At 70.5% G+C, this 25184-nt stretch carries 26 protein-coding genes; 16 read left to right on the top strand and 10 right to left on the bottom strand.

Annotated features, from left to right (window positions below; translation table 11 throughout):
• Positions 1 to 25: 25 nt before the first annotated feature.
• Positions 26 to 2782, bottom strand: a complete 2757-nt coding sequence (gene secA, locus DJ017_RS17910; protein ID WP_111530270.1) for a preprotein translocase subunit SecA — start codon at positions 2780 to 2782, stop codon at positions 26 to 28.
• Between the two features lie 182 nt (positions 2783 to 2964).
• Positions 2965 to 4134: an acetyl-CoA C-acyltransferase gene (locus DJ017_RS17905; RefSeq protein ID WP_111530269.1), complete on the bottom strand. Its 1170-nt coding sequence runs from the start codon at positions 4132 to 4134 to the stop codon at positions 2965 to 2967.
• 150 nt (positions 4135 to 4284) lie between these two features.
• Here DJ017_RS17905 and DJ017_RS17900 point away from each other — a divergent pair, with 150 nt between their 5' ends.
• The 4 genes from DJ017_RS17900 to DJ017_RS17885 are packed head-to-tail and all read left to right on the top strand — an operon-like array spanning position 4285 to position 7584.
• Positions 4285 to 5247 carry a peptidylprolyl isomerase gene (locus DJ017_RS17900; RefSeq protein WP_111530268.1) on the top strand — a complete coding sequence of 321 codons (963 nt, stop codon included), beginning with the start codon at positions 4285 to 4287 and terminating at the stop codon, positions 5245 to 5247.
• Positions 5244 to 6755 (top strand): bifunctional glutamate N-acetyltransferase/amino-acid acetyltransferase ArgJ, encoded by a 1512-nt coding sequence (gene argJ / locus DJ017_RS17895; RefSeq protein ID WP_165830706.1) that lies wholly within the window; start codon positions 5244 to 5246, stop codon positions 6753 to 6755. The genes DJ017_RS17900 and argJ overlap by 4 nt, the downstream gene beginning before the upstream one ends.
• 2 nt (positions 6756 to 6757) lie before the next feature.
• Entirely contained in the window at positions 6758 to 7168 is a 411-nt protein-coding gene (locus DJ017_RS17890) for a (deoxy)nucleoside triphosphate pyrophosphohydrolase (RefSeq protein WP_111530267.1), read from the top strand.
• Positions 7168 to 7584 carry a secondary thiamine-phosphate synthase enzyme YjbQ gene (locus DJ017_RS17885; protein WP_111530266.1) on the top strand — a complete coding sequence of 139 codons (417 nt, stop codon included), beginning with the start codon at positions 7168 to 7170 and terminating at the stop codon, positions 7582 to 7584. The genes DJ017_RS17890 and DJ017_RS17885 overlap by 1 nt, the downstream gene beginning before the upstream one ends.
• Here DJ017_RS17885 and DJ017_RS17880 read toward each other — a convergent pair.
• Together DJ017_RS17880 and DJ017_RS17875 are read right to left on the bottom strand one after the other, a co-directional pair.
• Positions 7581 to 8381 carry a hypothetical protein gene (locus tag DJ017_RS17880; protein ID WP_111530265.1) on the bottom strand — a complete coding sequence of 267 codons (801 nt, stop codon included), beginning with the start codon at positions 8379 to 8381 and terminating at the stop codon, positions 7581 to 7583. The genes DJ017_RS17885 and DJ017_RS17880 overlap by 4 nt on opposite strands.
• A gap of 214 nt (positions 8382 to 8595) precedes the next feature.
• A complete protein-coding gene (locus tag DJ017_RS17875) occupies positions 8596 to 9498 on the bottom strand; it encodes a methyltransferase domain-containing protein (protein ID WP_111530264.1) in 903 nt (300 codons plus the stop codon).
• Here DJ017_RS17875 and DJ017_RS17870 point away from each other — a divergent pair.
• The 7 genes from DJ017_RS17870 to clpB all read left to right on the top strand — a co-directional run bounded on the left by DJ017_RS17870 (position 9498) and on the right by clpB (position 17144).
• Positions 9498 to 10295, top strand: a complete 798-nt coding sequence (locus DJ017_RS17870) for a ComF family protein (RefSeq protein WP_111530263.1) — start codon at positions 9498 to 9500, stop codon at positions 10293 to 10295. The two genes, DJ017_RS17875 and DJ017_RS17870, sit on opposite strands and share 1 nt — an antisense overlap.
• A 31-nt stretch (positions 10296 to 10326) precedes the next feature.
• Complete coding sequence (grxC, locus tag DJ017_RS17865; protein WP_111530262.1) at positions 10327 to 10587, top strand: glutaredoxin 3; 261 nt, start codon at positions 10327 to 10329, stop codon at positions 10585 to 10587.
• Between the two features lie 48 nt (positions 10588 to 10635).
• Positions 10636 to 11451, top strand: coding sequence for a carbon-nitrogen hydrolase family protein (locus DJ017_RS17860; RefSeq protein WP_111530261.1), 816 nt, complete (start codon positions 10636 to 10638; stop codon positions 11449 to 11451).
• A 9-nt stretch (positions 11452 to 11460) separates the two neighbouring features.
• Entirely contained in the window at positions 11461 to 11889 is a 429-nt protein-coding gene (locus DJ017_RS17855; RefSeq protein WP_111530260.1) for a DUF1178 family protein, read from the top strand.
• Positions 11890 to 11951: 62 nt separating this feature from the next.
• Positions 11952 to 13388, top strand: coding sequence for a M20/M25/M40 family metallo-hydrolase (locus DJ017_RS17850; RefSeq protein ID WP_111530259.1), 1437 nt, complete (start codon positions 11952 to 11954; stop codon positions 13386 to 13388).
• 102 nt (positions 13389 to 13490) lie between these two features.
• Complete coding sequence (locus DJ017_RS17845; protein ID WP_111530258.1) at positions 13491 to 14378, top strand: hypothetical protein; 888 nt, start codon at positions 13491 to 13493, stop codon at positions 14376 to 14378.
• A gap of 183 nt (positions 14379 to 14561) precedes the next feature.
• On the top strand, positions 14562 to 17144 hold the full coding sequence (gene clpB / locus DJ017_RS17840) for an ATP-dependent chaperone ClpB (RefSeq protein ID WP_111530257.1): 2583 nt from the start codon (positions 14562 to 14564) through the stop codon (positions 17142 to 17144).
• Positions 17145 to 17291: 147 nt separating this feature from the next.
• On the opposite strand, the gene DJ017_RS17835 is transcribed toward clpB, so the two are convergent.
• The 5 genes from DJ017_RS17835 to DJ017_RS17815 all read right to left on the bottom strand — a co-directional run bounded on the left by DJ017_RS17835 (position 17292) and on the right by DJ017_RS17815 (position 20282).
• A complete protein-coding gene (locus tag DJ017_RS17835; RefSeq protein WP_111530256.1) occupies positions 17292 to 17696 on the bottom strand; it encodes a hypothetical protein in 405 nt (134 codons plus the stop codon).
• An 81-nt stretch (positions 17697 to 17777) separates the two neighbouring features.
• Positions 17778 to 18071: a hypothetical protein gene (locus tag DJ017_RS17830; protein ID WP_111530255.1), complete on the bottom strand. Its 294-nt coding sequence runs from the start codon at positions 18069 to 18071 to the stop codon at positions 17778 to 17780.
• A 124-nt stretch (positions 18072 to 18195) separates the two neighbouring features.
• Positions 18196 to 18750 carry a hypothetical protein gene (locus tag DJ017_RS17825; protein WP_111530254.1) on the bottom strand — a complete coding sequence of 185 codons (555 nt, stop codon included), beginning with the start codon at positions 18748 to 18750 and terminating at the stop codon, positions 18196 to 18198.
• Between the two features lie 111 nt (positions 18751 to 18861).
• Entirely contained in the window at positions 18862 to 19287 is a 426-nt protein-coding gene (gene arfB, locus DJ017_RS17820; protein ID WP_111530253.1) for an alternative ribosome rescue aminoacyl-tRNA hydrolase ArfB, read from the bottom strand.
• Positions 19284 to 20282, bottom strand: coding sequence for a DUF3667 domain-containing protein (locus DJ017_RS17815; protein WP_165830705.1), 999 nt, complete (start codon positions 20280 to 20282; stop codon positions 19284 to 19286). Before DJ017_RS17815 ends, arfB begins: the two co-directional genes overlap by 4 nt.
• A gap of 310 nt (positions 20283 to 20592) precedes the next feature.
• Between DJ017_RS17815 and ilvC the strand changes: the two genes are divergently transcribed.
• The 3 genes from ilvC to DJ017_RS20535 all read left to right on the top strand — a co-directional run bounded on the left by ilvC (position 20593) and on the right by DJ017_RS20535 (position 22231).
• Positions 20593 to 21612, top strand: coding sequence for a ketol-acid reductoisomerase (gene ilvC, locus DJ017_RS17810; RefSeq protein ID WP_111530251.1), 1020 nt, complete (start codon positions 20593 to 20595; stop codon positions 21610 to 21612).
• 74 nt (positions 21613 to 21686) lie between these two features.
• Positions 21687 to 22004: a GNAT family N-acetyltransferase gene (locus DJ017_RS17805; RefSeq protein WP_111530250.1), complete on the top strand. Its 318-nt coding sequence runs from the start codon at positions 21687 to 21689 to the stop codon at positions 22002 to 22004.
• A gap of 83 nt (positions 22005 to 22087) precedes the next feature.
• Positions 22088 to 22231, top strand: coding sequence for a hypothetical protein (locus DJ017_RS20535; RefSeq protein WP_165830704.1), 144 nt, complete (start codon positions 22088 to 22090; stop codon positions 22229 to 22231).
• A 9-nt stretch (positions 22232 to 22240) separates the two neighbouring features.
• Here DJ017_RS20535 and DJ017_RS17800 read toward each other — a convergent pair whose 3' ends face one another.
• Complete coding sequence (locus tag DJ017_RS17800; protein WP_111530249.1) at positions 22241 to 22981, bottom strand: tRNA1(Val) (adenine(37)-N6)-methyltransferase; 741 nt, start codon at positions 22979 to 22981, stop codon at positions 22241 to 22243.
• Between the two features lie 214 nt (positions 22982 to 23195).
• Here DJ017_RS17800 and DJ017_RS17795 point away from each other — a divergent pair, with 214 nt between their 5' ends.
• Positions 23196 to 24131, top strand: a complete 936-nt coding sequence (locus DJ017_RS17795) for a polyprenyl synthetase family protein (RefSeq protein WP_111530521.1) — start codon at positions 23196 to 23198, stop codon at positions 24129 to 24131.
• Between the two features lie 108 nt (positions 24132 to 24239).
• On the top strand, positions 24240 to 25184 hold the full coding sequence (locus DJ017_RS17790) for an iron-containing redox enzyme family protein (RefSeq protein WP_111530248.1): 945 nt from the start codon (positions 24240 to 24242) through the stop codon (positions 25182 to 25184).

Genomic DNA, 25184 nt, shown 5'->3' with positions numbered 1-25184 from the left:
CCCGTGGAGGAGAGGGGGCCGATCCTCAGACCAGCGCGCCGTGGCAGTGCTTGAACTTCTTGCCCGAGCCGCAGGGGCAGGGGGCGTTGCGGCCGGTCTGTTCCCAGCCGGCCGGCAGCGCGCTGACCGGCAGGGCCTCGCGCTCGGAGGCCGGCACGTTGTCGGGCAGATAGCCGCGCTCGGCCTCGTTCTCGCCGGTCTGCGGGTTCATGTGCACTTCGAACATCTGACCGGCGGGCGGGGGCGGCGGCTCCTCGATCTGGAACTCCACCGTCATCAGCCAGCGGGTGACTTCCTGGCGCAGGTCCACGAGCAGCTTCTCGAACAGCGAGAAGGCCTCGGTCTTGTACTCGTTCAGCGGATCGCGCTGGCCGTAGCCGCGCAGGCCGATGACGTTGCGCAGATGGTCGAGGTGCATCAGGTGCTCGCGCCACTGCATGTCGATCATCTGCAGCAGGAAGCTCTTCTCGATGTTGCGCATGTGGTCGCCGATGAGCGCCTCGCGCTCCTGGGCGCGCTGCTCGGCGGCGGCGTTGATGCGCTGCTCGATCTCTTCGTTGGCGATGCCGTCCTCGGCCGCCCAGTCCTTGATCGGCAGGTCGAGGCCGAGGAAGATCTGGACGCTCTGGGTGAGGCCCTCCACGTCCCACTGCTCGGCGTAGGCCTTGGGCGGCAGGTGGCGGGTGACCAGGTCTTCGATGGTGTCGCGGCGCATCTCCTCGACCACGTCGGAGATGTCGGCGGCGGCCATGAACTCGGCCCGCTGCTCGAACACCGCCTTGCGCTGGTCGTTGATGACGTCGTCGTACTTCAGCAGGTTCTTGCGGATCTCGTAGTTGCGCTGCTCGACGCGCTTCTGGGCGGTGGCGATGGCCGAGTTCAGCCACTTGTGGGTGATCGCCTCGCCTTCCTGGACGCCGAAGGTGCGCATGATCGCGTCCAGCCGGTCGCCGGCGAAGATGCGCAGCAGGTCGTCCTCGCAGGACAGGTAGAACTTCGAGTGGCCAGGGTCGCCCTGGCGGCCGGTTCGGCCGCGCAGCTGGTTGTCGATCCGCCGGCTCTCGTGGCGCTCGGTGCCGAGGACATAGAGGCCGCCGGCGGCCAGCGCCTTCTCCTTGCGGTCCTTGATCTCCGCCTCGATCTCCGCGCGGCGCGCAGCCGAGGCTTCCGGCGTCGGCTCCGCGCCGGCCGCGATCTGCTCCTCGCGCCACTTGGCGAGGCGCATGTCGACGTTGCCGCCGAGCTGGATGTCGGTGCCGCGGCCGGCCATGTTGGTGGCGATGGTCACCGCGCCCGGCACGCCGGCGTCAGCGACGATCTCGGCTTCCTGCTCGTGGTAGCGGGCGTTCAGCACGCTGTGCGGGATGCCGGCCTGCTTCTTGCCGTCGATCTCGAAATTGTGGGCCTTCAGGAGGTCCGACAGGTGCTCCGACTTCTCGATGGAGACGGTGCCCACCAGGATCGGCTGGCCGCGCCGGTAGCAGTCCTCGATCTGGGCGATGATCGCCTGGTTCTTCTCCGCCTCGGTCCGATAGACCTCGTCGTCGTCGTCGACGCGGGCGATGGGCCGGTTCGTCGGAATCTCGACGACTTCCATCTTGTAGATGTCGAAGAACTCCTGGGCCTCGGTGGCGGCGGTGCCGGTCATGCCCGAGAGCTTGGCGTAGAGGCGGAAGTAGTTCTGGATCGTCACCGAGGCCAGGGTCTGGTTCTCGGGCTGGACGACGACGCCTTCCTTGGCCTCGATCGCCTGGTGCAGGCCTTCCGACAGGCGCCGGCCGTGCATCATGCGGCCGGTGAACTCGTCGATCAGGATCACCTCGCCGGCGCGGACGATGTAGTCCTTGTCGCGGGTGTAGAGCACGTTGGCGCGCAGCGCCTGGTTCACGTGGTGGACCACGGACACGTTGGCGGCGTCGTAGAGACCGGCGGTGTCGGGCTCCAGGTGGCCGGCGGCGACCAGCACTTCCTCGATGCGCTCGGCGCCGAGCTCGGTGAGCATCACCTGGCGCTGCTTCTCGTCGTGCTCGAAGGTCTCCGGGTCCTGGATCATCTCCTTCACCAGGGCGTCGATGGTCCGGTAGAACTCGGAGCGGTCCTCGGTCGGGCCCGAGATGATCAGCGGCGTGCGCGCCTCGTCGATCAGGATCGAGTCGACCTCGTCGACGATCGCGAAGTTGTGGCCGCGCTGGACCATCTCGCCCTGGTCGTAGACCAGGTTATCGCGCAGGTAGTCGAAGCCGAACTCGTTGTTGGTGCCGTAGGTGATGTCGGCGTTGTAGGCCGCCTGGCGCTGGCCCTGGCTGAGGCCATGGACGATGACGCCCACTTCCATCCCCAGGAACCGGTAGATCTGGCCCATCCACTCGGCGTCGCGCTGGGCGAGGTAGTCGTTGACGGTGATGACGTGCACGCCCTTGCCGGCGAGCGCGTTCAGGTAGGTCGGGGCGGTGGCGACCAGCGTCTTGCCTTCACCGGTCCGCATCTCGGCGATGCCGCCCTGGTGCAGGACCATGCCGCCGACGAGCTGCACGTCGTAGTGACGCTGGCCGAGAGTCCGCTTGGCGGCCTCGCGCACCACCGCGAAGGCTTCTTCCAGCAGGTTGTCGAGGGTCTCGCCCTTGGCCAGCCGATCGCGGAATTCCGCGGTCTTGGCGCGCAGGTCGTCGTTGGAGAGCGCCTGGATCTGGGGCTCGAGGGCGTTGATCTTCTGGACCCGCGCCAGCAGCGTCTTGACCTTGCGGTCGTTGGAGGAGCCGAAGAACCGTTCGAAGATGCTCAAGGGGGAGGTCCGGATTTATGGGCGGCGGCCTGCGAGATTGGCCAGAAAAACCGCTCATTTGAAGGCCGGCGAGACTTAAGCAGCCCCCCTCGCAGTGTCAACGCGGCCCTCCGCCCGCCCCGCATAAGAAAAGGGCCTGCTCGCGAGGAGCAGGCCCGATCCCGATTACGTGGCGGTCAGCCTCAGAACACCTCGAAAAGTCCCGCCCCGCCCATGCCGCCGCCGATGCACATGGAGACGACCACGTTCTTCGCGCCGCGGCGCTTGCCTTCCTGCAGGACGTGGCCCGCCAGGCGCGCGCCGGTCATGCCGAAGGGGTGGCCGATGGCGATCGAGCCGCCATTGACGTTGTATTTCTCCGGGTCGATGCCGAGCTGGTCGCGGCAGTAGAGGCACTGCGAGGCGAAGGCCTCGTTCAGCTCCCACAGGTCGATGTCGTCGACCTTCAGGCCGTGACGCTCCAGCAGCCGGGGGATGGCGAACACCGGGCCGATGCCCATCTCGTCGGGCTCGCAGCCGGCGACGGCCCAGCCCTTGAACACGCCCATCGGCGTCAGGCCGCGGCGCTCGGCTTCCTTGGCTTCCATCACCACCACGGCGGCCGCGCCGTCCGACAGCTGGCTGGCGTTGCCGGCGGTGATGAACTTGCCCGCGCCCTTCACCGGCTCGAGCTTCTGCAGGCCTTCCAGGGTGGTGTCCGGACGATTGCACTCGTCACGGTCGACCACGTAGTCGACGACCGACTCCTGGCCCGTGGCCTTGTCGACCTTCTTCATGCGGGTCTGCATGGGGACGATCTCGTCCCGGAACTTGTCGGCCTGCTGGGCCGCGGCCATGCGGCGCTGGCTCTCCAGGGAGTACTCGTCCTGGTATTCGCGGCTGACGTTGTACCGCTCGGCGACGATGTCGGCGGTGTCGATCATGGCCATGAAGATCGCCGGGTGCATCTCGGTCAGCTTCGGATCGAAGTTGTCCTTGCCCGCGCCCATGTTGGGCATGGAGATCGACTCGACCCCGCCAGCGACCACGGCCGCGGCGCCGTCGTTGCGGACGTGGTTGGCCGCCATGGCGATGGTCTGCAGGCCCGAGGAGCAGAAGCGGTTGACGGTCACGCCGGAGGTGGTGATCGGCAGGCCGGCCAGCAGGCCCGCCTGGCGCGCGACGTTGCCGCCGCCGTGGGCCACATTGCCCATGAACACGTCCTCGATGTCCGCGCCGTCGACGCCGGCCTTGGCCACGGCGTGCTTCACCGCGTGGGCGGCCATGGAGACGGTCGGCGTCATGTTGAACCCGCCGCGGCCGGACTTGGCCAGGCCGGTGCGAGCGTAAGAGACGATGACGGCTTCGCGCATTTGAAATGATCCTCCCTGGAAATGGATTTTGCCGGCCCGGCTTAACCGCGCCTTTTGAACAGTCGGTCCAACCTTTGCATCGCGTGACGTAAATGGCTAGGGAGCGGCGGCGCAAGAGGCGCGACCGTCCCGAGAACGAGGATGAGCTGAATGGGGGCCGAACAGCCTGTCCGGATCCTGCGCCTCGCGGGTCTGCTGCTCGCCTGCGCCTTCGCCGTGACGGCGTGCGGCAAGGGCCGCGGGCCGGAGCAGCCGCCCGAGCGCGGCGACCAGGCGGTGGCCACCGTGGACGACCAGACCATCTGGGCCTCCGACGTGAAGCGCGAGGCGGTCAGCCAGGGCCTGATCGGCGAGGGCGAGCCGCTGGAGGTCACCTCCGACGTCTTCCACCGGGTGCTTGACGAGGTGGTCGACCAGAAGCTGCTGGCCGCCGAGGCCGCCCGCCGCAAGCTCGACAAGGATCCGTTGGCCCAGCGCCGGCTGGCCGCCGCCCGCGAGCGGGTGATGGGCGACCTGCTCGTCGAGAGCGTCGTCGCCGACGCGGTCAACGAGAACGCCATCCGCAACCTCTACCAGGAGCAGCTCAAGCTCGCGAAGCGCTCGGAGGAGATCCACGCCCGCCAGATCGTCACCGCCACCCAGGCGGAGGCCGAGACGGTGAAGAAGCTGATCGGCTCCGGGGCCTCGTTCGAGGCGCTGGCGATGGAGAAGTCCACCGACGCGGCCACCCGCTTCAACGGCGGCGACATGGGCTATTTCACGACCGACGTCATGCCCGAGGCCTATGTGGCGGCGCTGAAGTCGGCCAAGAAGGGCCAGCTCGTCGGACCCGTCGCCGTCGACGGCGGCTATGCCCTGATCAAGGTCGAGGACCGGCGCCTCGAGGCGCCGTTGACCTTCGACGCCGCCCGGCCGCAGATCGTGCGCTTCCTGACCTACGATCAGATCCGCGACCAGTTGGAGAAGCTGCGCGGACGGGCCAGGATCGTCCGGCTCATCAAGGGCGAGGCCCAGGGCCCGCCGGCGCCGCCGCCGGCCGACGCCCCCAAGGCCCAGCCCAAGCCCGCCGAATCCGCCGTCACGCCTGCCATCGCCAAGGGGGGAACTCGATGACCCGCAAGCCGAATACCCCCACCGCCAAGGGCGCAGCCGCCAAGGCTGGCGCGAAGAGCCCAGCCGAAAAGGCGCTCGAGGCGGCGGCCAAGCCCGTCGAGGTCGTGGGCCATACCCTCGAGCGCGCCTTCGACCCGCTGGCCAGCGCCCTGAAGCGGGCGGCGCTGAAGCGCGCCGACAAGCAGTCGCGCCAGTTCGACGCCGCGCCCGAGGCCGCCGAGCCGGCGGCTAGGAAGTCCGCTCCCGCCAAGGCCCCCGTGAAGACCAAGTCCGACATGCCCGTTTCCCCGCTCGTCGTCCCGTTCCCGAAGATCCCGCCGATCGCCGGCGTCCAGCTCGCCACCGGCCGCGCCGGGTTCTACAAGCACGAGCGCGAAGACCTGCTGGTCATGCACTTCCCGGAGGGCGCCAGCGCCGCCGGCGTGTTCACCCGCCACGGCGTGGGGTCGGCCCCGGTCGACTGGTGCAAGCGCCACCTGACGATGACCAAGGGCGAGGGGGTGAAGGCCGTCGTGGTCAACGCCGGCTGCGCCAACTCCTTCACCGGCAAGCCCGGCGCGGACGCGGTGCGCCGGGTCTGCTCGGCGGTCGCCAAGCGGTTCGACTGCCGCCAGCGCGACGTCATGGTCGCCTCCACCGGCGTCATCGGCGTGCTGCTGGACGACTCCAAGATCACGCATCGCCTGCCTGAGGTCGGCGCCCGGCTGACCGACGACTACTGGGCGCAGGCCGCCCAGGCGATCATGACCACCGACACCTTCCCGAAGGGCGCCTACGCCGAGGCCACGATCGACGGCCAGAAGGTGCGCATCGCCGGGATCTGCAAGGGCTCGGGGATGATCGCGCCGGACATGGCGACCATGCTGGCCTTCGTGGTCACCGACGCGGCCATCTCGCCGGCGGCGCTGCAGATCCTCTGCAGCCTCTATACCCGCAACACCTTCAACGCGATCACGGTGGACGGCGACCGCTCGACCAACGACACCCTCTTGCTGTTCGCCACCGGCAAGTCCGGCGCGCCCAAGATCAGCCGGGCCGGCGACAAGCGCCTGGCGGACTTCCGCGACAAGCTGGAAGGGGTGCTGATGAACCTCGCCCAGCAGCTCGTTCGGGACGGGGAGGGGGCCACCAAGTTCATCAAGGTGTCCGTGACCGGCGCGGAGAGCCACGCCTCGGCGCGCAAGATCGCCCGCACGATCTGCGAGAGCCCGCTGGTCAAGACCGCCTTCGCCGGCGAGGACGCCAACTGGGGCCGCATCGTCATGGCGGTGGGCCGCGCCGACGAGCCCATCGACCGCGACAAGCTGAGCGTGAAGTTCGGGCCCCACTGGGCCGCCCAGGACGGCCTCATCGCCTCCAGTTACGACGAGGCCAAGATGAGCGCCTACATGAAGAAGAAGGAGCTCGAGGTCACCGTCGACGTGGGCGTCGGCCGCGGCTCGGCCGAGATGTGGACCTGCGACCTCACCAAGCGCTACGTCGAGATCAACGGGGACTACCGGTCCTGAGGATGGCCGAGGGCAAGCCGATCCTGCTGGTCGCCGCCGCGGCGCTCGTCGACGTCGACGGCCGGGTGCTGATCTGCCAGCGGCCGCCGGGCAAGTCGCTGGCCGGCCTGTGGGAGTTTCCCGGCGGCAAGGTCGAGGCCGGCGAGACTCCCGAAGCCTGCCTGATCCGCGAACTCGACGAGGAGCTGGGCATCCGCGTCGCCAGCGCCTGCCTTGCCCCCTTCGTCTTCGCCAGCCACACCTACGAGGACTTCCACCTCCTGATGCCGCTCTACCTCTGCCGGCGCTGGGAGGGCAGCGTCGTCGCTCGCCATCACTCGGCGCTCGCCTGGGTGAAGCCCTCGAAGCTCGGGGACTACGAGATGCCGCCCGCCGACGCGCCGCTGGTCGCCTGGCTGCGCGACGTCCTCTGATGCGCCAGGCGGCGAGGATCCTCGCGATCCAGACCTCCGGACAGGGGTTGGTGGAGATCACCCGCGAGGTCGCCGGCTGGGCAGCGGGGCAGGGGATGACCACCGGCCTGCTCACTGTCTTCTGCCGCCACACCTCGGCGTCCCTGCTGATCCAGGAGAACGCCGACCCCGACGTGCAGCGCGACCTCGAGACCTGGATCGCGCGCGTCGCGCCGGAAAGCCGCGACTGGATCCACCAGGACGAGGGGCCCGACGACATGCCGGCCCACCTGCGCGCGGCGCTCACGGGCGTGCAGCTGTCGATCCCTCTGATCGGCGGTCGGCTCGCCCTCGGAACCTGGCAGGGGATCTACCTCTTCGAGCACCGCCGCCGCCCGCACCGACGCGAGGTGGCGCTGCACCTGCTGGGCGACTAGCGCCGATAGCTGACCCGGCTCGCCCGCGTTGCGTCGGCGACGCAACTGCCGGTCTCGGCCATGGCGTGTTCGCCCAGGCAGAAGATGTCCTCGTACTGCGGCCCCGCGGCCGCCAGGCACTGGTAGAGATTGAGCTTGGCGATCCGCAGGCAGGAGGCGGTGCGGGGCTCGCTCATCAGCGCACGGCCGCGGCCTTCCTGACCCAGCACGTTCAACGCCGCCACCGCCACGGCCCGCGTCACCGCCGGGCTCGCCGCCCCGCCGCGCCGCCCGCCTTCCGCCATCGCCGCATAGAGCCGCGCAGCGTCCTCGCCGCCCCGCATCGGCTCGCTGGAGAGCTGCTTGACCCGGGCCAGCCGGCCGCGCGGGTCGGGCACGTTGCGCTTCGACCAGGCCTGGTGCTGCACCGAATAGGCCGCGCGCTTCACCTTCAGTCCCTGCGCGCGCAGCGCCTCTCCCTGGCTCGCCAGCGCGCCCGCCGCGCGCGCCGCCGCGGCCTCTCCGCCGGGCAGCTCGAGCGCATAGGCGGGATCGCTGGCGAGCCGCCGCGCCAGGTCCCCCCGGTCGGCGCGGCTCCCCCGAAGTCCGTCCACGAAACGCGGCTCCTGCAGGGCGGCGACCGCGGCGTAGGCGATCATGCCGCTCTCCAGCTGGCGCGGCTCTCCCGCCGCCCCCGTCTGCAGGGCCTCTGAAACCTCGGCCGGGCCCGAGAAGCTGGCGTCGATGCCGCGCGCCCGGCGCATGTAGCCTTCGAAGACGCTCGCTTCGGCCGTCAGTCCCGACGGCGTCGCGCGCACGGCGGGCGAATAGTAGCTGCGGGACTGAGAGCGCGGTTGTTCGGGCGTCGCAGCGCATCCGGCCACGACGAGGGAAACGGCGCAGGCGAGTCCTGCGGCGAAAACGACTTTCAAATCTGCCCCCGGGGCGAGAGCGTCCCTCAAGCGCAACCTTAAGGGTGCTTCGCAGCAAGCGCCGCCGTGGCGAGTTGTCGCTGTGGATAAGCTTGCCCGCCTAGCGCGGCAGCCGTTGCTCCACCGTGCCCAGGGCCTCGGCGAGGCTCATCTTGGCCGAGCCGGGGCGCAGCGGCTTCTGCTGGCTCTCGTGCGGCGCCCAGCCGGTCAGGGTGATGATCTCGAAGGTGGCCGGCACGCGCCCGTCCGGCCCGCCGAACCGCTGCACGTAGAGCTCGCTCGCCCGCGCCAGCAGGGCGCGGGTCATCGGCTTGGGATGGCGTTCGGCCAGCACGCTCGTCTCGCCCATCTGGCGCAGGTCGGCCATCAGCCGGATGGGGTGCTCGTAGCTCACCGTGACCCTGTCCACGTCTGCGACCGGCAGGGCGAAGCCGGCGCGCTGCAGCAGCGAGGCCGCGTCGGCGGTGTCGGCGAAGGGCGAGACGCGGCTGCCGGCCCCGCCGAGCAGCTCGGCCTCGGCGTCCATCAGCGACTGGCGCAGCTCGGTCAGGGTCGCGCCGCCCAGGAAGGCGCCGATGAACAGGCCGTCCGGCTTCAGCGCCAGGCGGATCTGCACCAGGGCGCCGACCACGTCGTTGGTCCAGTGCAGGCCCAGCGTCGAGACCACAAGGTCCAGGCTCTCGGAGGCGAAGGGCAGGGCCTCCTCGTCGAGCACCAGGCGGGCGCCGCCGCGCCCGCCCAGCATGGCGTGCGACAGGTCGGCCTCGGCCAGGAACCCCACGCGTTCGGCCGCCGGGCCCGCGCTCAGCGCCTCGCGGAAGGCGCCGCCGCGCGAGGACAGCTCGACCGCAACGGGAAAATTCCGCATGATCGCCTCGAGCCGCTCGGCCACGTCCTGGGCGGCGCGGCGGTGCAGGAAGTCGGCCTGGCCGAAGCCCCTGGCGGCGCGGTCCAGTCGCTTGCGGTGCAGGGTTCGGTCGAAGAGGCGGGGCGGTTCGGACATTGCGCGCGGAACATGGTCCCTTCGCCGGCTGGACGCCAGCCCCGCACCTGCGGGCCGCCTGGCGAACCGCGCTCGACCTGGTCTTCCCGCCCCGCAGCCTCGACGGCGGTCCCGCGGCCTCGGCCGGCGGCCTCCCCGCCGAGCTCTGGAGCCGCATCCACTTCCTCGACGATCCGGTCTGCGACGGCTGCGGATCGCCCTTTCCCTATGACCAGGGCCCCGGCCTGAACGGGGAACCTGCGCGCTGCGCCGCCTGCCTCGCCCGGCCCCGCGCCTTCGACGCCGCCCGCGCCGCCTGCCTCTACGACGAGGCCTCCCGCGAGCCGATCCTCAAGCTCAAGCACGCCGACCGGCCCGACCTCGGCGAGCTGTTCTCCCTGTGGATCGGCCGCGCCGCCCGCGACCTCGTCGTCGAGGCCGACGCCGTCGCCCCCGTTCCGCTGCACGCGCTTCGCCTGCTCAAGCGGCGCTACAACCAGGCGGCCGAGATCGCCCGGCCGCTGGCCCGCCGCGAGGGGCTCGCCTACCTGCCGGACGCCCTGGTCCGCCGCCGCGCCACCGAGAGCCAGGCGGGCAAGTCTGGGTCAGGGCGCCGTCGCAACGTCGCCGCCGCCTTCGTGGTCCCGGCCGCCCGCCGCCGTCAGGTGGAGGGCAAGCACATCCTCCTGATCGACGACGTCATGACCACCGGGGCGACGGCGGAAGGCTGCGCGCGGGCGCTCAAGGCCGCCGGCGCGGCGCGCGTCGATGTCGCAGTGGTGGCCCGGGTTAAAGAGATGGGCGGACTCACCATATGAAGCTTTCGCGACCATTCTTCGTTTGAGCGCCATGGCCCACGTCACCATCTACACCAAGCCCTACTGCCCCTATTGCATCCGGGCGGTGTCCCTCCTCGAGGAGAAGGGCGTCGATTTCACCGAGATCGAAGCCGCCTTCGATCCGGACAAGAAGGCCGAGATGGTCCAGCGCTCCGGACGCATGACCTTCCCCCAGATCTTTGTCGGCGATCGCCACATCGGCGGCTGCGACGACATGATGGCCCTGGAGCGCGAGGGGAAACTCGACCCTCTGCTGCAGGCCGCGGCCTAGCACGCGAGCCCTCCTCTTCAGGGAGGGGATGGCCTATCTAGCCTGGTCATGAAGGTCGGCCTCATCCAGTCCCGCACGCCCGCGTCCCAGGACGCGGCGCTCGCCCAGATCCTGCCGCTGGTCCGCGAGGCCGCGGCGGGCGGCGCGGAATTCATCGCCACCCCCGAAGGCTCCAACATCCTGCAGAAGGACCGGGCCAAGCTGTTCCCGGCCTTGATGAGCCTCGAGGAGGACGTCTTCGTCGCCGGCATGCGCGAGGCGGCGAAGGACCTTGGCGTCTGGATCCTGATCGGTTCGGCCCTGGTGAGACGCGAGGACGGCAAGTGCGCCAACCGCGCCGTCCTGATCGACCCGCAGGGCGCCATCACCGCCACCTACGACAAGCTGCACATGTTCGACGTCGACCTGCCTACCGGCGAGGTGGCGCGGGAGAGCGAGAGCTACACCCCCGGCGACAGGGCCGTGGTGGCCGACATCCCGGGCACGAAGCTCGGACTCACCATCTGCTACGACCTGCGCTTCCCGGCCCTCTACCGCGCCCTGGCTCTGGCCGGCGCCGAGGTGATGACCATCCCGGCCGCCTTCACCCGGCCGACCGGGGAGGCCCACTGGGAGGTGCTGATGCGCGCCCGGGCGATCGAGACCGGCTCCTTCGTCCTCGCCCCCGCCCAGGGCGGCTTCCACGAGGACGGCCGCGGCACCTGGGGCCATACCATCGTCGTCGGCCCTTGGGGCGAGGTCATCGCCCGGCTTGACCACGACGAGCCAGGCGTGCTTCTCGCCGACCTCGACCTGGCGGCCGCCGGCAAGGCGCGCCGCGCCATCCCGGCCCTTGCCAATGCGCGCGCCTTCACTGGCCCCTGAACCCGTCCGATGATCCGCTACGCCCTGGTCTGCGACCACGACCACGAGTTCGAAGGCTGGTTCGGCTCCTCGGCCGACTACGACCAGCAACAGGCGCGCGGCCTCGTGGAATGCCCGGTCTGCGCGTCCAAGACCGTCCGCAAGCAGATCATGGCTCCGGCCGTCGTCGGCGCCCGCAAGACCGTGCAGGACGAAGCGCCTCGCCGCGCCCAGATGATGATGGAGGCGATGGGCAAGCTCCGGGCGCATGTGGAGGAGAACTTCGACGACGTCGGCGACGCCTTCGCATCCGAAGCCCGCGCCATCCACGAGGGGCGCGCCGAGGACCGCGGCATCTATGGCCAGGCCTCGCCGAAGGAGGTCAAGGAGCTGGTCGAGGACGGCGTGCCCGTCGCGCCGCTGCCGCCCAAGCCGCCCCAGAAAACAGAGGTCAACTAAGCGGCCTTGCCGCGATTGTGACGGCCTCCTACGGTCCCGCCGCGTAACCTGGAGGGGCCCTGATGTTCCGAACCGTCGCCGCCGCCGCGGCCCTGCTCGTCGCCGCGACATCGCCCGCGCTCGCCGCCGACAAGACCGCCGCCGCCCCTGCGGCCGCCCCGAACTTCCCCGGCCAGGCCGAGTTCCGCGACCTCTACAAGGAGCTCATCGAAATCGACACCACGGCCGAGCACGGGTCCTGCACCCGCGCCGCCGAGGCCATGGCCGCTCGCCTCAAGGCCGCCGGCTACCCGGCCGCCGACGTCCAGGTGCTGGCGCCCGCCGACCGGCCCAAGGACGGCAACCTCATCGCCGTGCTGCATGGCTCCGACGCCAAGCTGAAGCCGGTGATGCTGCTCGCCCACATCGACGTGGTGGAGGCCAAGCGCGCCGACTGGACGCGCGATCCCTTCAAGCTGGTCGAGGAGAACGGCTACTTCTACGCCCGCGGCGCGAGCGACGACAAAGCCATGGCCTCGTCCTTTACCGACGCCATGATCCGCTTCCGCAAGGAGGGCTTCAAACCGCGCCGCTCCATCAAGCTGGCGCTGACCTGCGGCGAAGAGACACCCGACACCTTCAACGGCGTCTCCTGGCTGCTCTCCACCCACCGCGAACTGATGGACGCCGCCTTTGCGCTCAACGAGGGCGCCGGCGGGCGCCTGCAGGGCGACCAGCGCGTGTTCCTCGGCATCCAGGCGGGCGAGAAGGTCTACCAGGACTTCACCCTCTCGGTGACCAATCCCGGCGGTCACTCCTCGCGCCCGGTGAAGGACAACGCGATCTACCACCTGGCCAATGCGCTCGCCCGGCTGGGCGCCTATGACTTCCCGGTTCACATCAACCAGGCCACGCGTCTGCACTTCACCAAGATGAGCGCCATCATGGGCGGCGAGATGGGCGCGGCCATGAAGCTCGCCGCCTCCGACGCCCCGACGCCCGAGGCCATCGCCGCCATCGCCAAGGATCCCGGCTACAATTCGATGATGCGGACCACCTGCGTGGCCACCATGATCGACGGCGGCCACGCCCTGAACGCCCTGCCGCAGAAGGCCAGCGCCAACGTCAACTGCCGCATCCTGCCCGACGAGAGCGTCGAGGCGACCGAGGCGACCCTGGCCAAGGTCATGGCCGAGCCCGCGGTGAAGCTGGAGCCGGCCGGGGCCAAGAGCCCGGTCTCGCCGCCGCCGCCCCTGACGCCACAGATCCTCGGCCCGGCCGAGAAGGTGGCGGGCGAGCTCTGGCCCGGCGTGCCGCTGGTGCCGGCCATGTCCACCGGCGCCACCGACGGCCGCTTCATGCTGGCTGCGGGCGTTCCGACCTATGGCCTCTCGGGCATGTTCGGCGAGCCGGACGGCGGCGGCGTCCACGGCCTCAACGAGCGTATCCGCGTCCGCTCCCTCTACGAGGGGCGCGAGTTCCTCTACCGGGTGGTCAAGCTCTACGCCGCCCAGCGCTGACGACCGGCGCGAAGCTGGGGGCGGGGGCGGTTCTCGTAAACCGGGTATGGAACCCGGAGCTTCGCCTTCCGGTTGGTGGTCCCGCTTGAAAGGGACAACCCGATGCCAGACGCCACCCTCTCCAACGTCGTCACCCGCCCGCTGGTGACGCCCTACGCCACCGGGACCTACAACGGCGCGGAGTCGATCTTCGCCAGCGGCGATACGGTCAACCTGAACCTCTCCAAGCAGGTCGACCTGATGTCCGCCGCCCAGTCCGGCGTCCCGCAGTACAGCCTGCTTTCGAACGAGGCGCTTTCGCTGGTCTTCACCAAGTCGGTGGCGGGCCAGCTGACCGCCCAGTTCTCGCTCAACGTCACCGCCGCGGTGAACATCACCCAGCCGGACGGGACGACCAATCCGTTCAACAGCAACCTCTCGATCCAGGGGACGGCCACATTCACGCCTGAGGGCAAGGTCTGCCACATCGACTACAAGGGAGGCTGGTGCGGCGCCGATCTCGGCTGCGACGGTTCGCAAGGGCTGCCGCACGGCACGATCAGCCTCGACAGCGCGGCGACCAGCTACGCCTTCTCCGATCCGGGCGCGTACGGCTACGCGGCGCTCGTCATCGCCAACAACGCCGTGACGACCTCCAGCACCGGCGCCCAGGCGCCCGACCCGGCCCTGGCCGCGGCCGGCGCCCACGCCCTGATCCTCGGGGCCTCGGCCCTGGAGCACTTCTTCAGCTCCTCCTCGGAGGATCCCGTGCAGGGCTACGGCCACGCCGACGCCGACGTCCTGCGCGCCATGGGCGGAGCGGCCCTGACGATGATCGCCGCGCCGGACGACCAGGACGCCGCCGTCGCCGCGGTGGTCGCCGCCACGGTCGCCGGCGCCAGGCTCGCCCTGATCGACGGCCTCGCCGCCTATGACGTCGCCGCCCACGCGCCGCCGGTCAGCGTCGGCCCGCTCTCCCTCGGGGCGCCCGGAGACATCCTGCTGGGCTGAGGCGGCGGGCCCGCCCGGCCGCTTGTCCCTGGCCGCTTGTCCCTGGCGGCCGGATCGGGCCAAGCTCGACCTTCCGGGCCGCCTCTCGACCCTTGTGTGGCCCATCTGCCACACTACATCGGGAGGGCTGGGGTTGCGCTTGATCAAGGCTTCCCCGGCGATCCGCCTATCCAAGGGGACCCGATGAACATCGACATCTATTCCGACCGCGCCAAGCAGGCGATCAGCTCGGCCCAGAGCCTGGCGCTCGCCCGCCGTCACCAGCAGCTCGCGCCCGAGCACATCCTGAAGGTCCTGCTGGAAGAGAAGGACGGGCTCTCCCGCGCCCTGATCCAGAGCGCCGGCGGCCGGCCCGACGAGGCCGACCAGGCCGTGGACGCGGCCCTCTCCAAGCTGCCCAAGGTCGAGGGCGGCTCCGGCCAGCTCTACATGAAGCCCGAAACCGCGCGCGTGTTCGCCGACGCGGAGGAGGGCGCCAAGAAGGCCGGCGACGCCTTCGTAACCACCGAGCGCCTGCTGATCGCCATCGCCAAGGAAGGCGGCGAGGCGGCCAACGCCCTGAAGTCGGCCGGCGCCAATCCGGCCGCGCTCGACAGCGCCGCCCAGTCCATGCGCAAGGGCAAGACCGCCGACAGCGCCTCGGCCGAGGAGGGCTACGACGCGCTCAAGCGCTACGCCCGCGACCTCACCCAGGCCGCGCGCGACGGCAAGCTCGACCCGGTGATCGGCCGCGACGAGGAGATCCGCCGCACCATCCAGGTCCTCTCCCGACGCACCAAGAACAACCCGGTCCTCATCGGCGAGCCGGGGGTCGGCAAGACCGCCATCGTCGAGGGCCTGGCCCTGCGCATCGTCAACGGCGACGTGCCCGAGGGGCTGAAGGACAAGAAGCTGCTGGCGCTCGACATGGGCGCCCTGATCGCCGGCGCGAAGTACCGCGGCGAGTTCGAGGAACGGCTGAAGGCCGTGCTCGGAGAGGTCACCGCCGCCGAGGGCTCGATCATCCTGTTCATCGACGAGATGCACACCCTGGTCGGCGCCGGGAAGACCGACGGCGCCATGGACGCCTCCAACCTGCTCAAGCCGGCGCTCGCCCGCGGCGAGCTGCACTGCGTCGGCGCCACCACGCTCGACGAGTACCGCAAGCACGTGGAGAAGGACGCGGCGCTCGCCCGCCGCTTCCAGCCGGTGATGGTCGAGGAGCCCACCGTCGAGGACACGGTGTCGATCCTGCGCGGCCTCAAGGAGAAGTACGAGGTGCACCATGGCGTGCGCATCTCCGACAGCGCCATCGTGGCCGCCGCGACGCTCTCCAACCGCTACATCACCGACCGCTTCCTGCCGGACAAGGCGATCGACCTCGTCGACGAGGCCGCCAGCCGCGTGCGCATGGCCGTCGATTCCAAGCCCGAGGAGCTCGACGAGATCGACCGCCGCGTGGTGCAGCTGAAGATCGAGCGCGAGGCCCTCTCCAAGGAGACTGACGCGGCCTCCAAGGCGCGTCTCGAAAAGCTCGAGGAGGAGCTGAAATCCCTCGAGGGCGAGAGCGCCGAGATGACGGCCCGCTGGCGGGCCGAGAAGGAGAAGGTCGGTCAGGCCGCCCAGGCGCGCGAGGCGCTCGACCGGCTGCGCGCCGAGCTCGTCGGCGCCCAGCGCCGCGGCGACCTGCAGCGCGCCTCCGAGATCGCCTACGGCGAGATCCCGACGCTGGAGAAGCGCCTGGCAGAGGCCGAGGCCGCCGAAAGCAAGGACGCCATGACGCCCGAGGTGGTCGACGCCGAGCAGATCGCCGCCGTCGTCTCCCGCTGGACCGGCGTGCCGGTGGAGAAGATGCTCGAGGGCGAGCGCGAGAAGCTGCTTGCCATGGAAGACGCCCTGCGTGGCCGCGTCGTCGGCCAGGAGGAGGCGCTCGTCGCCGTCTCCGACGCGGTGCGCCGCGCACGGGCGGGCCTGAAGGACCCCAACCGGCCGATCGGCTCGTTCCTCTTCCTCGGCCCCACGGGCGTCGGCAAGACCGAACTCACCAAGGCCCTCGCCGAGTTCCTGTTCGACGACGAGTCCGCCGTGACCCGCCTCGACATGAGCGAGTACATGGAGAAGCACTCGGTCAGCCGGATGATCGGCGCGCCGCCCGGCTACGTCGGCTACGACGAGGGTGGGGCGCTGACCGAGAGCGTGCGCCGCCGGCCCTACCAGGTGGTGCTGTTCGACGAGGTCGAGAAGGCGCATCCGGACGTCTTCAACGTCCTGCTGCAGGTGCTCGACGACGGACGCCTGACCGACGGCCAGGGCCGTACGGTCGACTTCCGCAACACTCTGATCATCATGACCTCGAACATGGGCTCTGAGTACCTCGCCAGCCTCGGCGACGGAGACGACGTCGAGAAGGCCCGCGGTCCGGTCATGGATGTGGTGCGCAAGCACTTCCGGCCGGAGTTCCTGAACCGGATCGACGAGATCATCCTCTTCAAGCGCCTCGGCCGGGCGGAAATGGACAACATCGTCCGCATCCAGCTCCAGCGCGTCGAGAAGCTGCTCGCCGACCGCCGCATGGCCATCTCGCTGTCGCCGACCGCCATGCACTGGCTGGCCGAGCGCGGCTATGACCCGGTCTATGGCGCGCGCCCGCTCAAGCGGGTGATCCAGAAGGAGCTGGTCGATCCCATCGCCCGCAAGCTCCTGGCGGGCGACCTCGAGGACGGTTCGGTGATCGACGTCGAGGCCGGCGACCAGGGGCTCGAGATCGGCCGCGCCAAGGTGCACTGATCGCCAAGGTGCACTGATCCAGGTGCTCCCCCTCAGGGGGAGCTGTCGCGAAGCGCTGAGGGGGTTGAGCCGCAGGGCGTCTGACGCTCGTGGGCTGCAACCCCCTCCGATCCTGCGGACCACCTCCCCCTCAGGGGAGGATCGGCGCTACCAGCACTGCCTGTAGGTGCCGTAGTGCCCGTAGCCGTCGTAGCCGGTCCGCAGCTTGCATTTGATGCGGTGGCCGTCGGGCGCGATCATGCCGTTCGGGTCGGGGCCGTAGCGGTCCACCGGCACAGGCGGGCCGGCGTAGTTGTCGCCGAGCAGCGAGCCGATCAGGGCGCCGGCGAGGCCCGCGCCGCTGTCGCCGTAGCCGTAATAGCGGTTCGAATAACCGTTGTAGTAGCCGTTGTAATAGGGCGCGGGCGGGGCCGGCCGATAGTAGCCGTTGTCGTAGTAGCCGGTGGCCGGCGGATAGTAATAGGGGTAGGGCTGGGCCTGGGCCGCACCTGCGATGACCATGCCGCCGGTCACCGTGAGGCCGATGAGGGCGGCGCCTAACGTCTTGCGCATCACCAGATATCTCCGTTCGGCATCCCTTCAGGCCCTGCAAAGGCCTCGAAAGGCGAACGGGTTCCTAGGGCCGCGCTTGGGCTACAGCCCGCACTTGCGGCTGACGCCCGGGCGCAGGGTCACGCGGTCGGTGTCGGGGTCGTAGTTGCGATAGGTCGCCAGACAGTCGGCGATGTGGCGCGAGCGGGCGCTGTAGCCGTGGCCGGTCACCGCGCGGGCGGCCGGGGCGCGATAGCTGGCGGGCGTGCCGAACCGCTCGGCCGAGAACGCCGAATTGGCGGGCCGGGCGGCGCAGGCCGGCAGGCCGGCGAGCATGGCTGCGCTCACCCCGATCGAAAGGATGCTGATGGCTTTGGTGGCTTGGGGAATCCGCATCGCGAGCCTCCTGCGGGGACCGAGCCGCCCCGCCCGTCTCTCAATTGCGAAAATCCCCCGCGGGCCCGGCGGTTCACCGCCGCGCCGGGAATATTTTAACCCAAGTGAAGCTTGGCGGGCGCCGTCAGAAGGTGACGACGCTGGCCTTTCCGCCCTTGGTCACCACGCGCCGCATCAGGGCCAGGCTCTCGCCGCCCTTCACGGGCTTGGCGATGGTGATCACGTACCAGGCGCCGGCGGGCAGGTGGGTGAAGCTGAACCGCTCCTGGGCGTCGCAAACCGTGCGCTTGATGAACGGCGAGGAGTCGCCGGGCGGCGCTTCGGCGGTGCGGGCGCGCACCTCCTCCGCCGGCAGGGCGGCGCGTTCGGACGAGAGGTACAGCACCTCCATCCGGCGCTTCGACCAGGGGGTCTCCGGCGTCAGGATCACGCTCGCGCCCTGGCAGCTGTAATGGTTCTGGCCCCGCGTGTAGGTCAGGCGGCCGCTGATGGCGCTGGTTCCCGGCGCCTGCGACCAGCCGAACTCCGAGGCCCGGAAGCCCGGTTCGCCGGGCGCGGGCGGCGGCACATAGCCGGGCGGCGGCGGCCCCAGGCTCGGCGCGCAGGCGGCGACCGCGGAGGTCAGGGCAAGAGCGGCGATGAGGCGAACGCGGTGCATGGAGCGGAGCTTATAGGCCATTGCGGCGAAACCATGCCAGAGGGCTGAACGTCGGCCTGAGGACCGGCCTGACAATGCTCAAGCTTGCCGCTGCTCGTCCGGTTCCCGTCCTCCCCTGGATTAATGAGGCGCTCAGTCGTCGCCGCGCACCCGTCCACGCATGGCCTTGATGCCGCCGCGGGTCTTCTTGGCGTCGAGCCGGCGCTGCTTGGCGGCCTTGCTGGGCTTGGTCTTCTTGCGGGGCGGCGGCGGCGGTTCGGCCGCCTTGCGGATTAGGCCGACCAGCCGATCGAAGGCCGCCTGCCGGTTCATCTCCTGGCTGCGGTGCTCCTGGGCGACCAGCACCAGCACGCCTTCCTGGGTCAGCCGGCTGCCGGCCAGCCGCGCCAGCCGCTCGCGAACCCGCTCGGGGAGGGAGGGCGAGCCCATCACGTCGAAGCGCAGCTCGATCGCCGTCGAGACCTTGTTGACGTGCTGGCCGCCGGGTCCGGAGGCGCGGACCGCCCGCACCTGCACCTCGTCGTCGGCGAGGGCGATGTGGCCCGTCACCTCGATCATGCCAGTTGCGCCAGGCTCCACATGCTGAGCGCGAAGGTCAGCACGCAGAAGATGACCAGGTTGGCCACCCAGACGATCGCCGTCTTCACCGCCGCGCCGACCACGCTCGAGCCGTAGCCGCCACGCAGGGTCTGGAAGAGGTTCACCGGCGTCCACAGCAGCGCGGCGGCCAGCCAGTAGAAGATCCACGGCGAGGACATCAGGAACGCCGGGGCGCTGATCAGGAAGATGAACGCCATCAGCTGCATGGCCACGGTCAGGTGGTCATAGAGGAAGATCTGCGGCTTGTTGCGATAGACCGCCGCCAGCATCAGCCCCACGGCCGGCAGCAGCACCCAGGCCAGGCGGTGGCCCCAGCCGAACAGCACCGTCCAGTAGTACTCCGGGTTCTCGGCGGCGCGCCGCTGGGCGACCTTGCGCCAGTTCTCCGTCGCTGAGGGCGGCTTCGGCGGCTCGGGCAAGCCCTGGGCGACCCGGTCGGCGTGCGCCAGGGCCTCGGCGTAGCGCGCCTCGGTCTTGGCCAGCTGCCGCTGGTAGCGGGCCTCGACCTTGCCCGGCTTCTCGTCCTTGTCCTTGAGGTCCTCGGCGTGGTCCGTGGCGGCCTCGCGCAGGTCCTCGGTGCGCGACGCCGCGGCCTCGTTGCGGATCTTGGCGGCCTCTGCGGCGCGGCCGGCCGGCGTCGCCAGGGCCGCGGCCTTGGCCTCCTTCTGGCGTTCCTGGTCGAGGGTGTAGTGGTGCGCCGCCACCTCGGCGGCCAGGATGAAGATCACCAGCGCCGCCAGGAACAGCCGGAACGGCGGCACGTGCCGGGCGATGCGCCCCTCCATGTAGTCGCGCGCCAGCCGGCCGGGCCGGAAGAAGAGGTCCGGGAGGGTCCGGGCCAGCCGCCCGTCGAGGTGCAGCAGCCCCTCGATCGCCTCCCAGCCCAGGTGCAGGATCGAGCGCTTGTGGTCGTCGGCCGACTGGCCGCAGTCGTGGCACCAGCGCCCGCGCAAGGCCGCGCCGCAGTTGGCGCAGCTCCCCCGCTGCGCCGTCCCTGGCGCTTGCTTGTCCGCCGTTTTCGCCGCCGCCGTCACTTCAACCCCAAGATGCGCCGTTGGACGAACCTTGTGCCATGCTTCGCGGCCCCGGTCTAAAGCGCGGGCGAGGGGGCGGCCGGCGGCTCGGCTGCGACTCTGCGGCCCGAAGGCCCCTTTCGGGGCCGGCTTCCCTTGACGTTTCGGCAAAAAACCGCTTGAGAGCCCCGGCTTTGCTGCACTGCGATTGCGCGGCCGCAGCGCTTCTTGTCCCTCTAGGAGAACAAACATGCGCGTCTACTACGATCGCGACGCCGACATTTCCCGCATCCTGGACAAGAAGATCGCCATCGTAGGCTATGGTTCGCAGGGCCGCGCGCACGCGCTGAACCTCACCGACTCCGGCTGCAAGAACGTCGCCGTGGCGCTGAAGCCGGGCTCGGCCACCGCCAAGAAGGTCGAGGCCGACGGCCTGAAGGTGATGAGCGTCGCCGACGCCGCCAAGTGGGCCGACGCGATCATGATCCTCGCGCCCGACGAACTGCAGGCGGCCATCTACCGCGAGGAGATCGCCCCCAACATCCGTGACGGCGCGGCCCTGCTCTTCGCCCACGGCCTCAACGTCCACTTCAACCTGATCGAGCCGAAGGCCTCGCTCGACGTGCTGATGGTCGCCCCCAAGGGCCCCGGCCACACGGTGCGCGGCGAGTACCAGAAGGGCGGCGGCGTGCCCTGCCTGATCGCGGTGCACCAGAACCCGACCGGCGGCGCCATGGACCTCGGCCTCGCCTACGCCTCGGCGATCGGCGGCGGCCGCTCGGGCATCATCGAGACCAACTTCCGCGAAGAGTGCGAGACCGACTTGTTCGGCGAGCAGGCCGTGCTGTGCGGCGGCCTGGTGGAGCTGATCCGCGCCGGCTTCGAGACCCTGGTGGAAGCCGGTTACGCGCCGGAGATGGCCTACTTCGAGTGCCTCCACGAGGTGAAGCTGATCGTCGACCTCATCTACGAGGGCGGCATCGCCAACATGAACTACTCGATCTCCAACACCGCGGAGTACGGCGAGTACGTCACCGGGCCGCGGATCGTGACCCCGGAGACCAAGGCCGAGATGAAGCGCGTGCTGGAGGATATCCAGTCGGGCCGCTTCGTGCGTGACTTCATGCAGGAGAACGCGGTCGGCGCGCCGAGCTTCAAGGCCACCCGCCGCCGCGCCGCCGAGCATCCCATCGAGGAGGTGGGCGGCCGCCTGCGCGCCATGATGCCCTGGATCACCAAGAACAAGCTGGTCGACACCAGCCGGAACTGATCCGGACCGCGGATTGCAGGCTGATGAGGGGCCCGGGCTCGCGTCCGGGCCCTTTTTCGTGCCTAGATCGCGGCATGACCGAAATCCCCGCCGTCGTCGACAACACCGCCACCCACCGGTTCGAGATCGTGCTCGAGGGTGAGACCGCCTTCGCCGAGTACCAGCTGGTGGCCGGCGGCATCATCCTGCCGCACACGGTGGTGCCCACCGTGTTCGAGGGGCGCGGCATCGCCAGCCGGCTCGCGGTCTACGCCATGGACTACGCCCGCCAGCGGGGGCTGAAGGTGATCCCGCTCTGCCCCTTCATGGCCGGCTACATGAAGAAGCACCCGGAGACCCACGACCTGGTGCATCCCACCTACCGCGAGCGCATCGGGCTGAGCCCTGCCTGATCCGGCTCAGGCTTGATCCAGCGCAAGCCGCGGAACCCTGCCGGACGCTAGGAGGTTCGCCGAGCACGTCACGGAGAACCGCCATGCCCGCGCGCCTGAGCGAGCCGCTCCAGCCCGAGCCGCCCGGCCCGCACATCCCGCCCGAGATGCCGCCGGGCGCCGATCCGCCGGACATCCCGGTCATCCCGTTCCCGGAGCCGATCGACGATCCGGATCCCTCGGCCTAGGTGTCCCGCCTAGACCCACTCCAGCGCCGCCCGGCCGCGCAGGATCGCCTCGGCCTCGGCCCTGTGCTTGCCGCCCGCCCGGTCGTGCAGCACGAGGGCGGGGAGGAGCTGCAGCGGCGCCTTGCCGGTCTTCACCGCCCGCACAATCACCCGCTTGGCCGGCGCATCGGCGAAGGGATGGATCGGCCGCACCTGGAACGAGCCCGCCTTCTCCGCCAGGAGCGTCAGGAGGTCGGCGAGCCGGTCGGCCCGATGGATCAGGGTGATCGTGCCGCCCTCGCGCACCGCCTTCACCAGAAACCCGGTCCAGGCGGCGAGCCCGGCGTCGGCGATCCACGCGCCCCGCCGCTCGGGGGAAGGCGCCCTCAGCGCCCCCGGATCGTCGAAGAACGGCGGGTTCGACAGGGCGGCGTCGAAGGGCGCGAGGCCCAGCCTGGAGAACGGCGCGGCGACGTCGGCCTCGAGGATCTCCACCCGCTCCGACAGGCCGTTCAGGGCGGCGTTCTCCCGCGCCAGGGCCGCCGCGGCCGCATCCCGCTCGACGCCGGCGAACCGCGCCCCTTGGCGCCGGGCGGCGGCCGCCAGCAGCGCCGCACCCGCCCCGCAGCCGGCCTCGAGCACCCGCTGGCCGGGGCCGGCGTCGCAGGCGGCGGCCAGCAGGGCCGCGTCGAGCCCGGCGCGATAGCCACGGGCCGGCTGGCGCAGGCGCACCCGCCCGTCCAGCACGGAATCCTCGCTGATCTCGTCCATCCGGCCGCCCTTGGTGTAAGCTCAGGAACCTGCTCGCGCGCGGGTCGCTTGACCACGGCCTAGCGCGTCACCATTGTCCGCCGCAACGGCGCAGGCCCCTTTCGGGAAGCCCTCGCCCTTGCAGAAGTCCGAGGTCCTCGTGGAAGCCGCTCGCACGGCCGTCGTCGAAAAGCCGCCTTCCCTCGACGCCCTGCTCGGGCTGGCGAAGGCCGACATGGCGGCGGTCGACGGCCTGATCCGCCGGCACATGGACAGCCCCGTGCCGGTCATCCCGGCGCTCGCGGAGCACCTCATCTCCGGCTCCGCCAAGCGGCTGCGCCCCCTCCTGACCGTCGCCGCCGCGCGCCTAGCGGGCGCCCGCGACGACGCCTGCCTCAAGCTCGCCGCCGCCGTGGAGTTCATCCACACCGCCACCCTGCTGCACGACGACGTGGTGGATTCCTCCCAGCTACGCCGCGGCCGGGTCGCCGCTCACCTGATCTGGGGCGCGCCCTCCTCGGTGCTGGTCGGCGACTTCCTCTTCGCCCGCGCCTTCGAGCTGATGGTGGGGGCGAACTCCATGCCGGCGCTGGAGATCCTCGCCCGCGCCAGCCGCGTCATCGCCGAGGGCGAGGTGCTGCAGCTCACCCGCAGTCACGACCTCGATCTCACCGAGGCGCTCTACATCGACATCATCCGCGCCAAGACGGCCGAGCTGTTCGCCGCCGCCGCCGAGGCGGGCGCGGTCTCGGCCGGCGCGCCGCCGGAGCGCCGCCGGGCGCTGCGCAAATACGGCCAGGACCTCGGCCTGGCGTTCCAGCTCGTCGACGACGCCCTCGACTACTCCGGCGAGAGCGACGAGCTCGGCAAGAACCCGGGCGACGACTTCCGCGAAGGCAAGGCGACCCTGCCGCTGCTGCTGGCCATCGCCCGCACCGGCCCGGCCGAGCGCGAGTTCTGGCTGCGCACCGTCGACCGCCGCGAGCAGGCCGACGGCGACTTCGAGCGGGTCCGCGAGCTGATGCGCCAGACGGGAGCGCTTCAGGACACCCTGGACCGCGCCCAGGCCTACGCCGAGAGCGCCAAGGCCGCCCTCGCCGAGTTCCCGGCCATCGGCTGGCGCCCCGCCCTGGAAGACCTCGCCGACTTCGCGGTGGCGCGGAAGGCCTAGGAGCGACAGCCAGGAAAAGTGGGAACCGCTTTTCCGTCCGGCTGCGCGACGGGCAAGAACCTCCGCACTAGGAACCATCCCCGTCCTTCGAACGCTTGTTGCGGTCCCATGACCGACCGCATCACCGCAGGGACGCGCCTCGCCGGCCTGGGCGAGTTCAGCCCCGAGATCCCCGACTCCCGGCGCCTTCACCTGGCGCTCGCCCGCTGGAACCGCCGCCGCCTCGCCGTCGGGCGACCCTCTGAGACCTGGCTGCAGGACCTCGCCGAGGACACGCGGATGCTGCGCCTCGAGGGCGCCTTCGTGGAGGCGTTCCGCGCCCACGTCGCGCCGCTGCTGGCCGAAGTCCCGACCGAGCCCGAGGGCTTCATCGCCTGGTTCGAGGCGCTGAAGGACACCGGTCCCGGGCAATGGGACCAGCTCTTCGCCTGGCTGGCCGCCGAGGCCACGCTCGAGGAGATGCGGTGGTTCCTGACCCAGGAGGCGGCCGGGGAGGCCGGGTTCGACGACCTCGTGGCCATGACCCAGGTGAAGCTGCCGGCCCGCCCCAAGCTCGAGCTCGCCCGCAACTACTGGGACGAGATGGGCCGCGGCTCGATGGGCGGCATGCACGGGCCGATGCTCGACCGCACCGTGAAGGGGCTGGAGCTCTCGCCGACCATCGAGGGGACCCTCTGGCAGTCGCTGTGCCTGGCCAACACCATGACCGCGCTCGCGACCACCCGGCGCTACGGCTACCAGTCGGTGGGCGCGCTCGGCGTCGTCGAGCTGACCGCCCCGACCCGTGTCGCGGCCGTCGCCGACGGCCTGAAGCGCCTGGAGGTCGCGCCGGAGCAGCGGAAGTATTTCGTGCTCCACGCCAACCTCGACGTCGAGCACTCCAAGGCCTGGAACGCCGAGGCGCTGCTGCCCCTCGTCACCGAGGATCCGAGCTGCGCTCCTCTCATCGCCGAGGGCGCCCTGATGCGCCTGATCTGCGGCGAGCAGTGCTTCGAAGCCTACCGCGCCCACCTGTGGGCCCACGCCGACCCGGTGAGCTTCGCGGCGGAGTAG

Source organism: Phenylobacterium soli, assembly GCF_003254475.1.
Classification (GTDB): domain Bacteria; phylum Pseudomonadota; class Alphaproteobacteria; order Caulobacterales; family Caulobacteraceae; genus Phenylobacterium; species Phenylobacterium soli.
This window is presented reverse-complemented; position numbering and strand designations above follow the sequence as displayed.

Bases quoted from the DNA above. Each gene is read 5' to 3' on its own strand.
- DJ017_RS17900 (WP_111530268.1), top strand. From the start codon at position 4,285: ATGGGGGCCGAACAGCCTGTCCGGATCCTGCGCCTCGCGGGTCTGCTG.
- argJ (WP_165830706.1), top strand. From the start codon at position 5,244: ATGACCCGCAAGCCGAATACCCCCACCGCCAAGGGCGCAGCCGCCAAG.
- DJ017_RS17795 (WP_111530521.1), top strand. From the start codon at position 23,196: ATGGCGGCGGTCGACGGCCTGATCCGCCGGCACATGGACAGCCCCGTG.
- DJ017_RS17800 (WP_111530249.1), bottom strand. From the start codon at position 22,981: ATGGACGAGATCAGCGAGGATTCCGTGCTGGACGGGCGGGTGCGCCTG.
- DJ017_RS17905 (WP_111530269.1), bottom strand. From the start codon at position 4,134: ATGCGCGAAGCCGTCATCGTCTCTTACGCTCGCACCGGCCTGGCCAAG.
- DJ017_RS17805 (WP_111530250.1), top strand. From the start codon at position 21,687: ATGACCGAAATCCCCGCCGTCGTCGACAACACCGCCACCCACCGGTTC.
- DJ017_RS17845 (WP_111530258.1), top strand. From the start codon at position 13,491: ATGCCAGACGCCACCCTCTCCAACGTCGTCACCCGCCCGCTGGTGACG.
- DJ017_RS20535 (WP_165830704.1), top strand. From the start codon at position 22,088: ATGCCCGCGCGCCTGAGCGAGCCGCTCCAGCCCGAGCCGCCCGGCCCG.
- DJ017_RS17825 (WP_111530254.1), bottom strand. From the start codon at position 18,750: ATGGCCTATAAGCTCCGCTCCATGCACCGCGTTCGCCTCATCGCCGCT.
- DJ017_RS17890 (WP_111530267.1), top strand. From the start codon at position 6,758: ATGGCCGAGGGCAAGCCGATCCTGCTGGTCGCCGCCGCGGCGCTCGTC.
- DJ017_RS17830 (WP_111530255.1), bottom strand. From the start codon at position 18,071: ATGCGGATTCCCCAAGCCACCAAAGCCATCAGCATCCTTTCGATCGGG.
- DJ017_RS17790 (WP_111530248.1), top strand. From the start codon at position 24,240: ATGACCGACCGCATCACCGCAGGGACGCGCCTCGCCGGCCTGGGCGAG.
- ilvC (WP_111530251.1), top strand. From the start codon at position 20,593: ATGCGCGTCTACTACGATCGCGACGCCGACATTTCCCGCATCCTGGAC.
- DJ017_RS17860 (WP_111530261.1), top strand. From the start codon at position 10,636: ATGAAGGTCGGCCTCATCCAGTCCCGCACGCCCGCGTCCCAGGACGCG.
- DJ017_RS17835 (WP_111530256.1), bottom strand. From the start codon at position 17,696: ATGCGCAAGACGTTAGGCGCCGCCCTCATCGGCCTCACGGTGACCGGC.
- arfB (WP_111530253.1), bottom strand. From the start codon at position 19,287: ATGATCGAGGTGACGGGCCACATCGCCCTCGCCGACGACGAGGTGCAG.
- DJ017_RS17885 (WP_111530266.1), top strand. From the start codon at position 7,168: ATGCGCCAGGCGGCGAGGATCCTCGCGATCCAGACCTCCGGACAGGGG.
- clpB (WP_111530257.1), top strand. From the start codon at position 14,562: ATGAACATCGACATCTATTCCGACCGCGCCAAGCAGGCGATCAGCTCG.
- DJ017_RS17875 (WP_111530264.1), bottom strand. From the start codon at position 9,498: ATGTCCGAACCGCCCCGCCTCTTCGACCGAACCCTGCACCGCAAGCGA.
- DJ017_RS17855 (WP_111530260.1), top strand. From the start codon at position 11,461: ATGATCCGCTACGCCCTGGTCTGCGACCACGACCACGAGTTCGAAGGC.
- DJ017_RS17850 (WP_111530259.1), top strand. From the start codon at position 11,952: ATGTTCCGAACCGTCGCCGCCGCCGCGGCCCTGCTCGTCGCCGCGACA.
- grxC (WP_111530262.1), top strand. From the start codon at position 10,327: ATGGCCCACGTCACCATCTACACCAAGCCCTACTGCCCCTATTGCATC.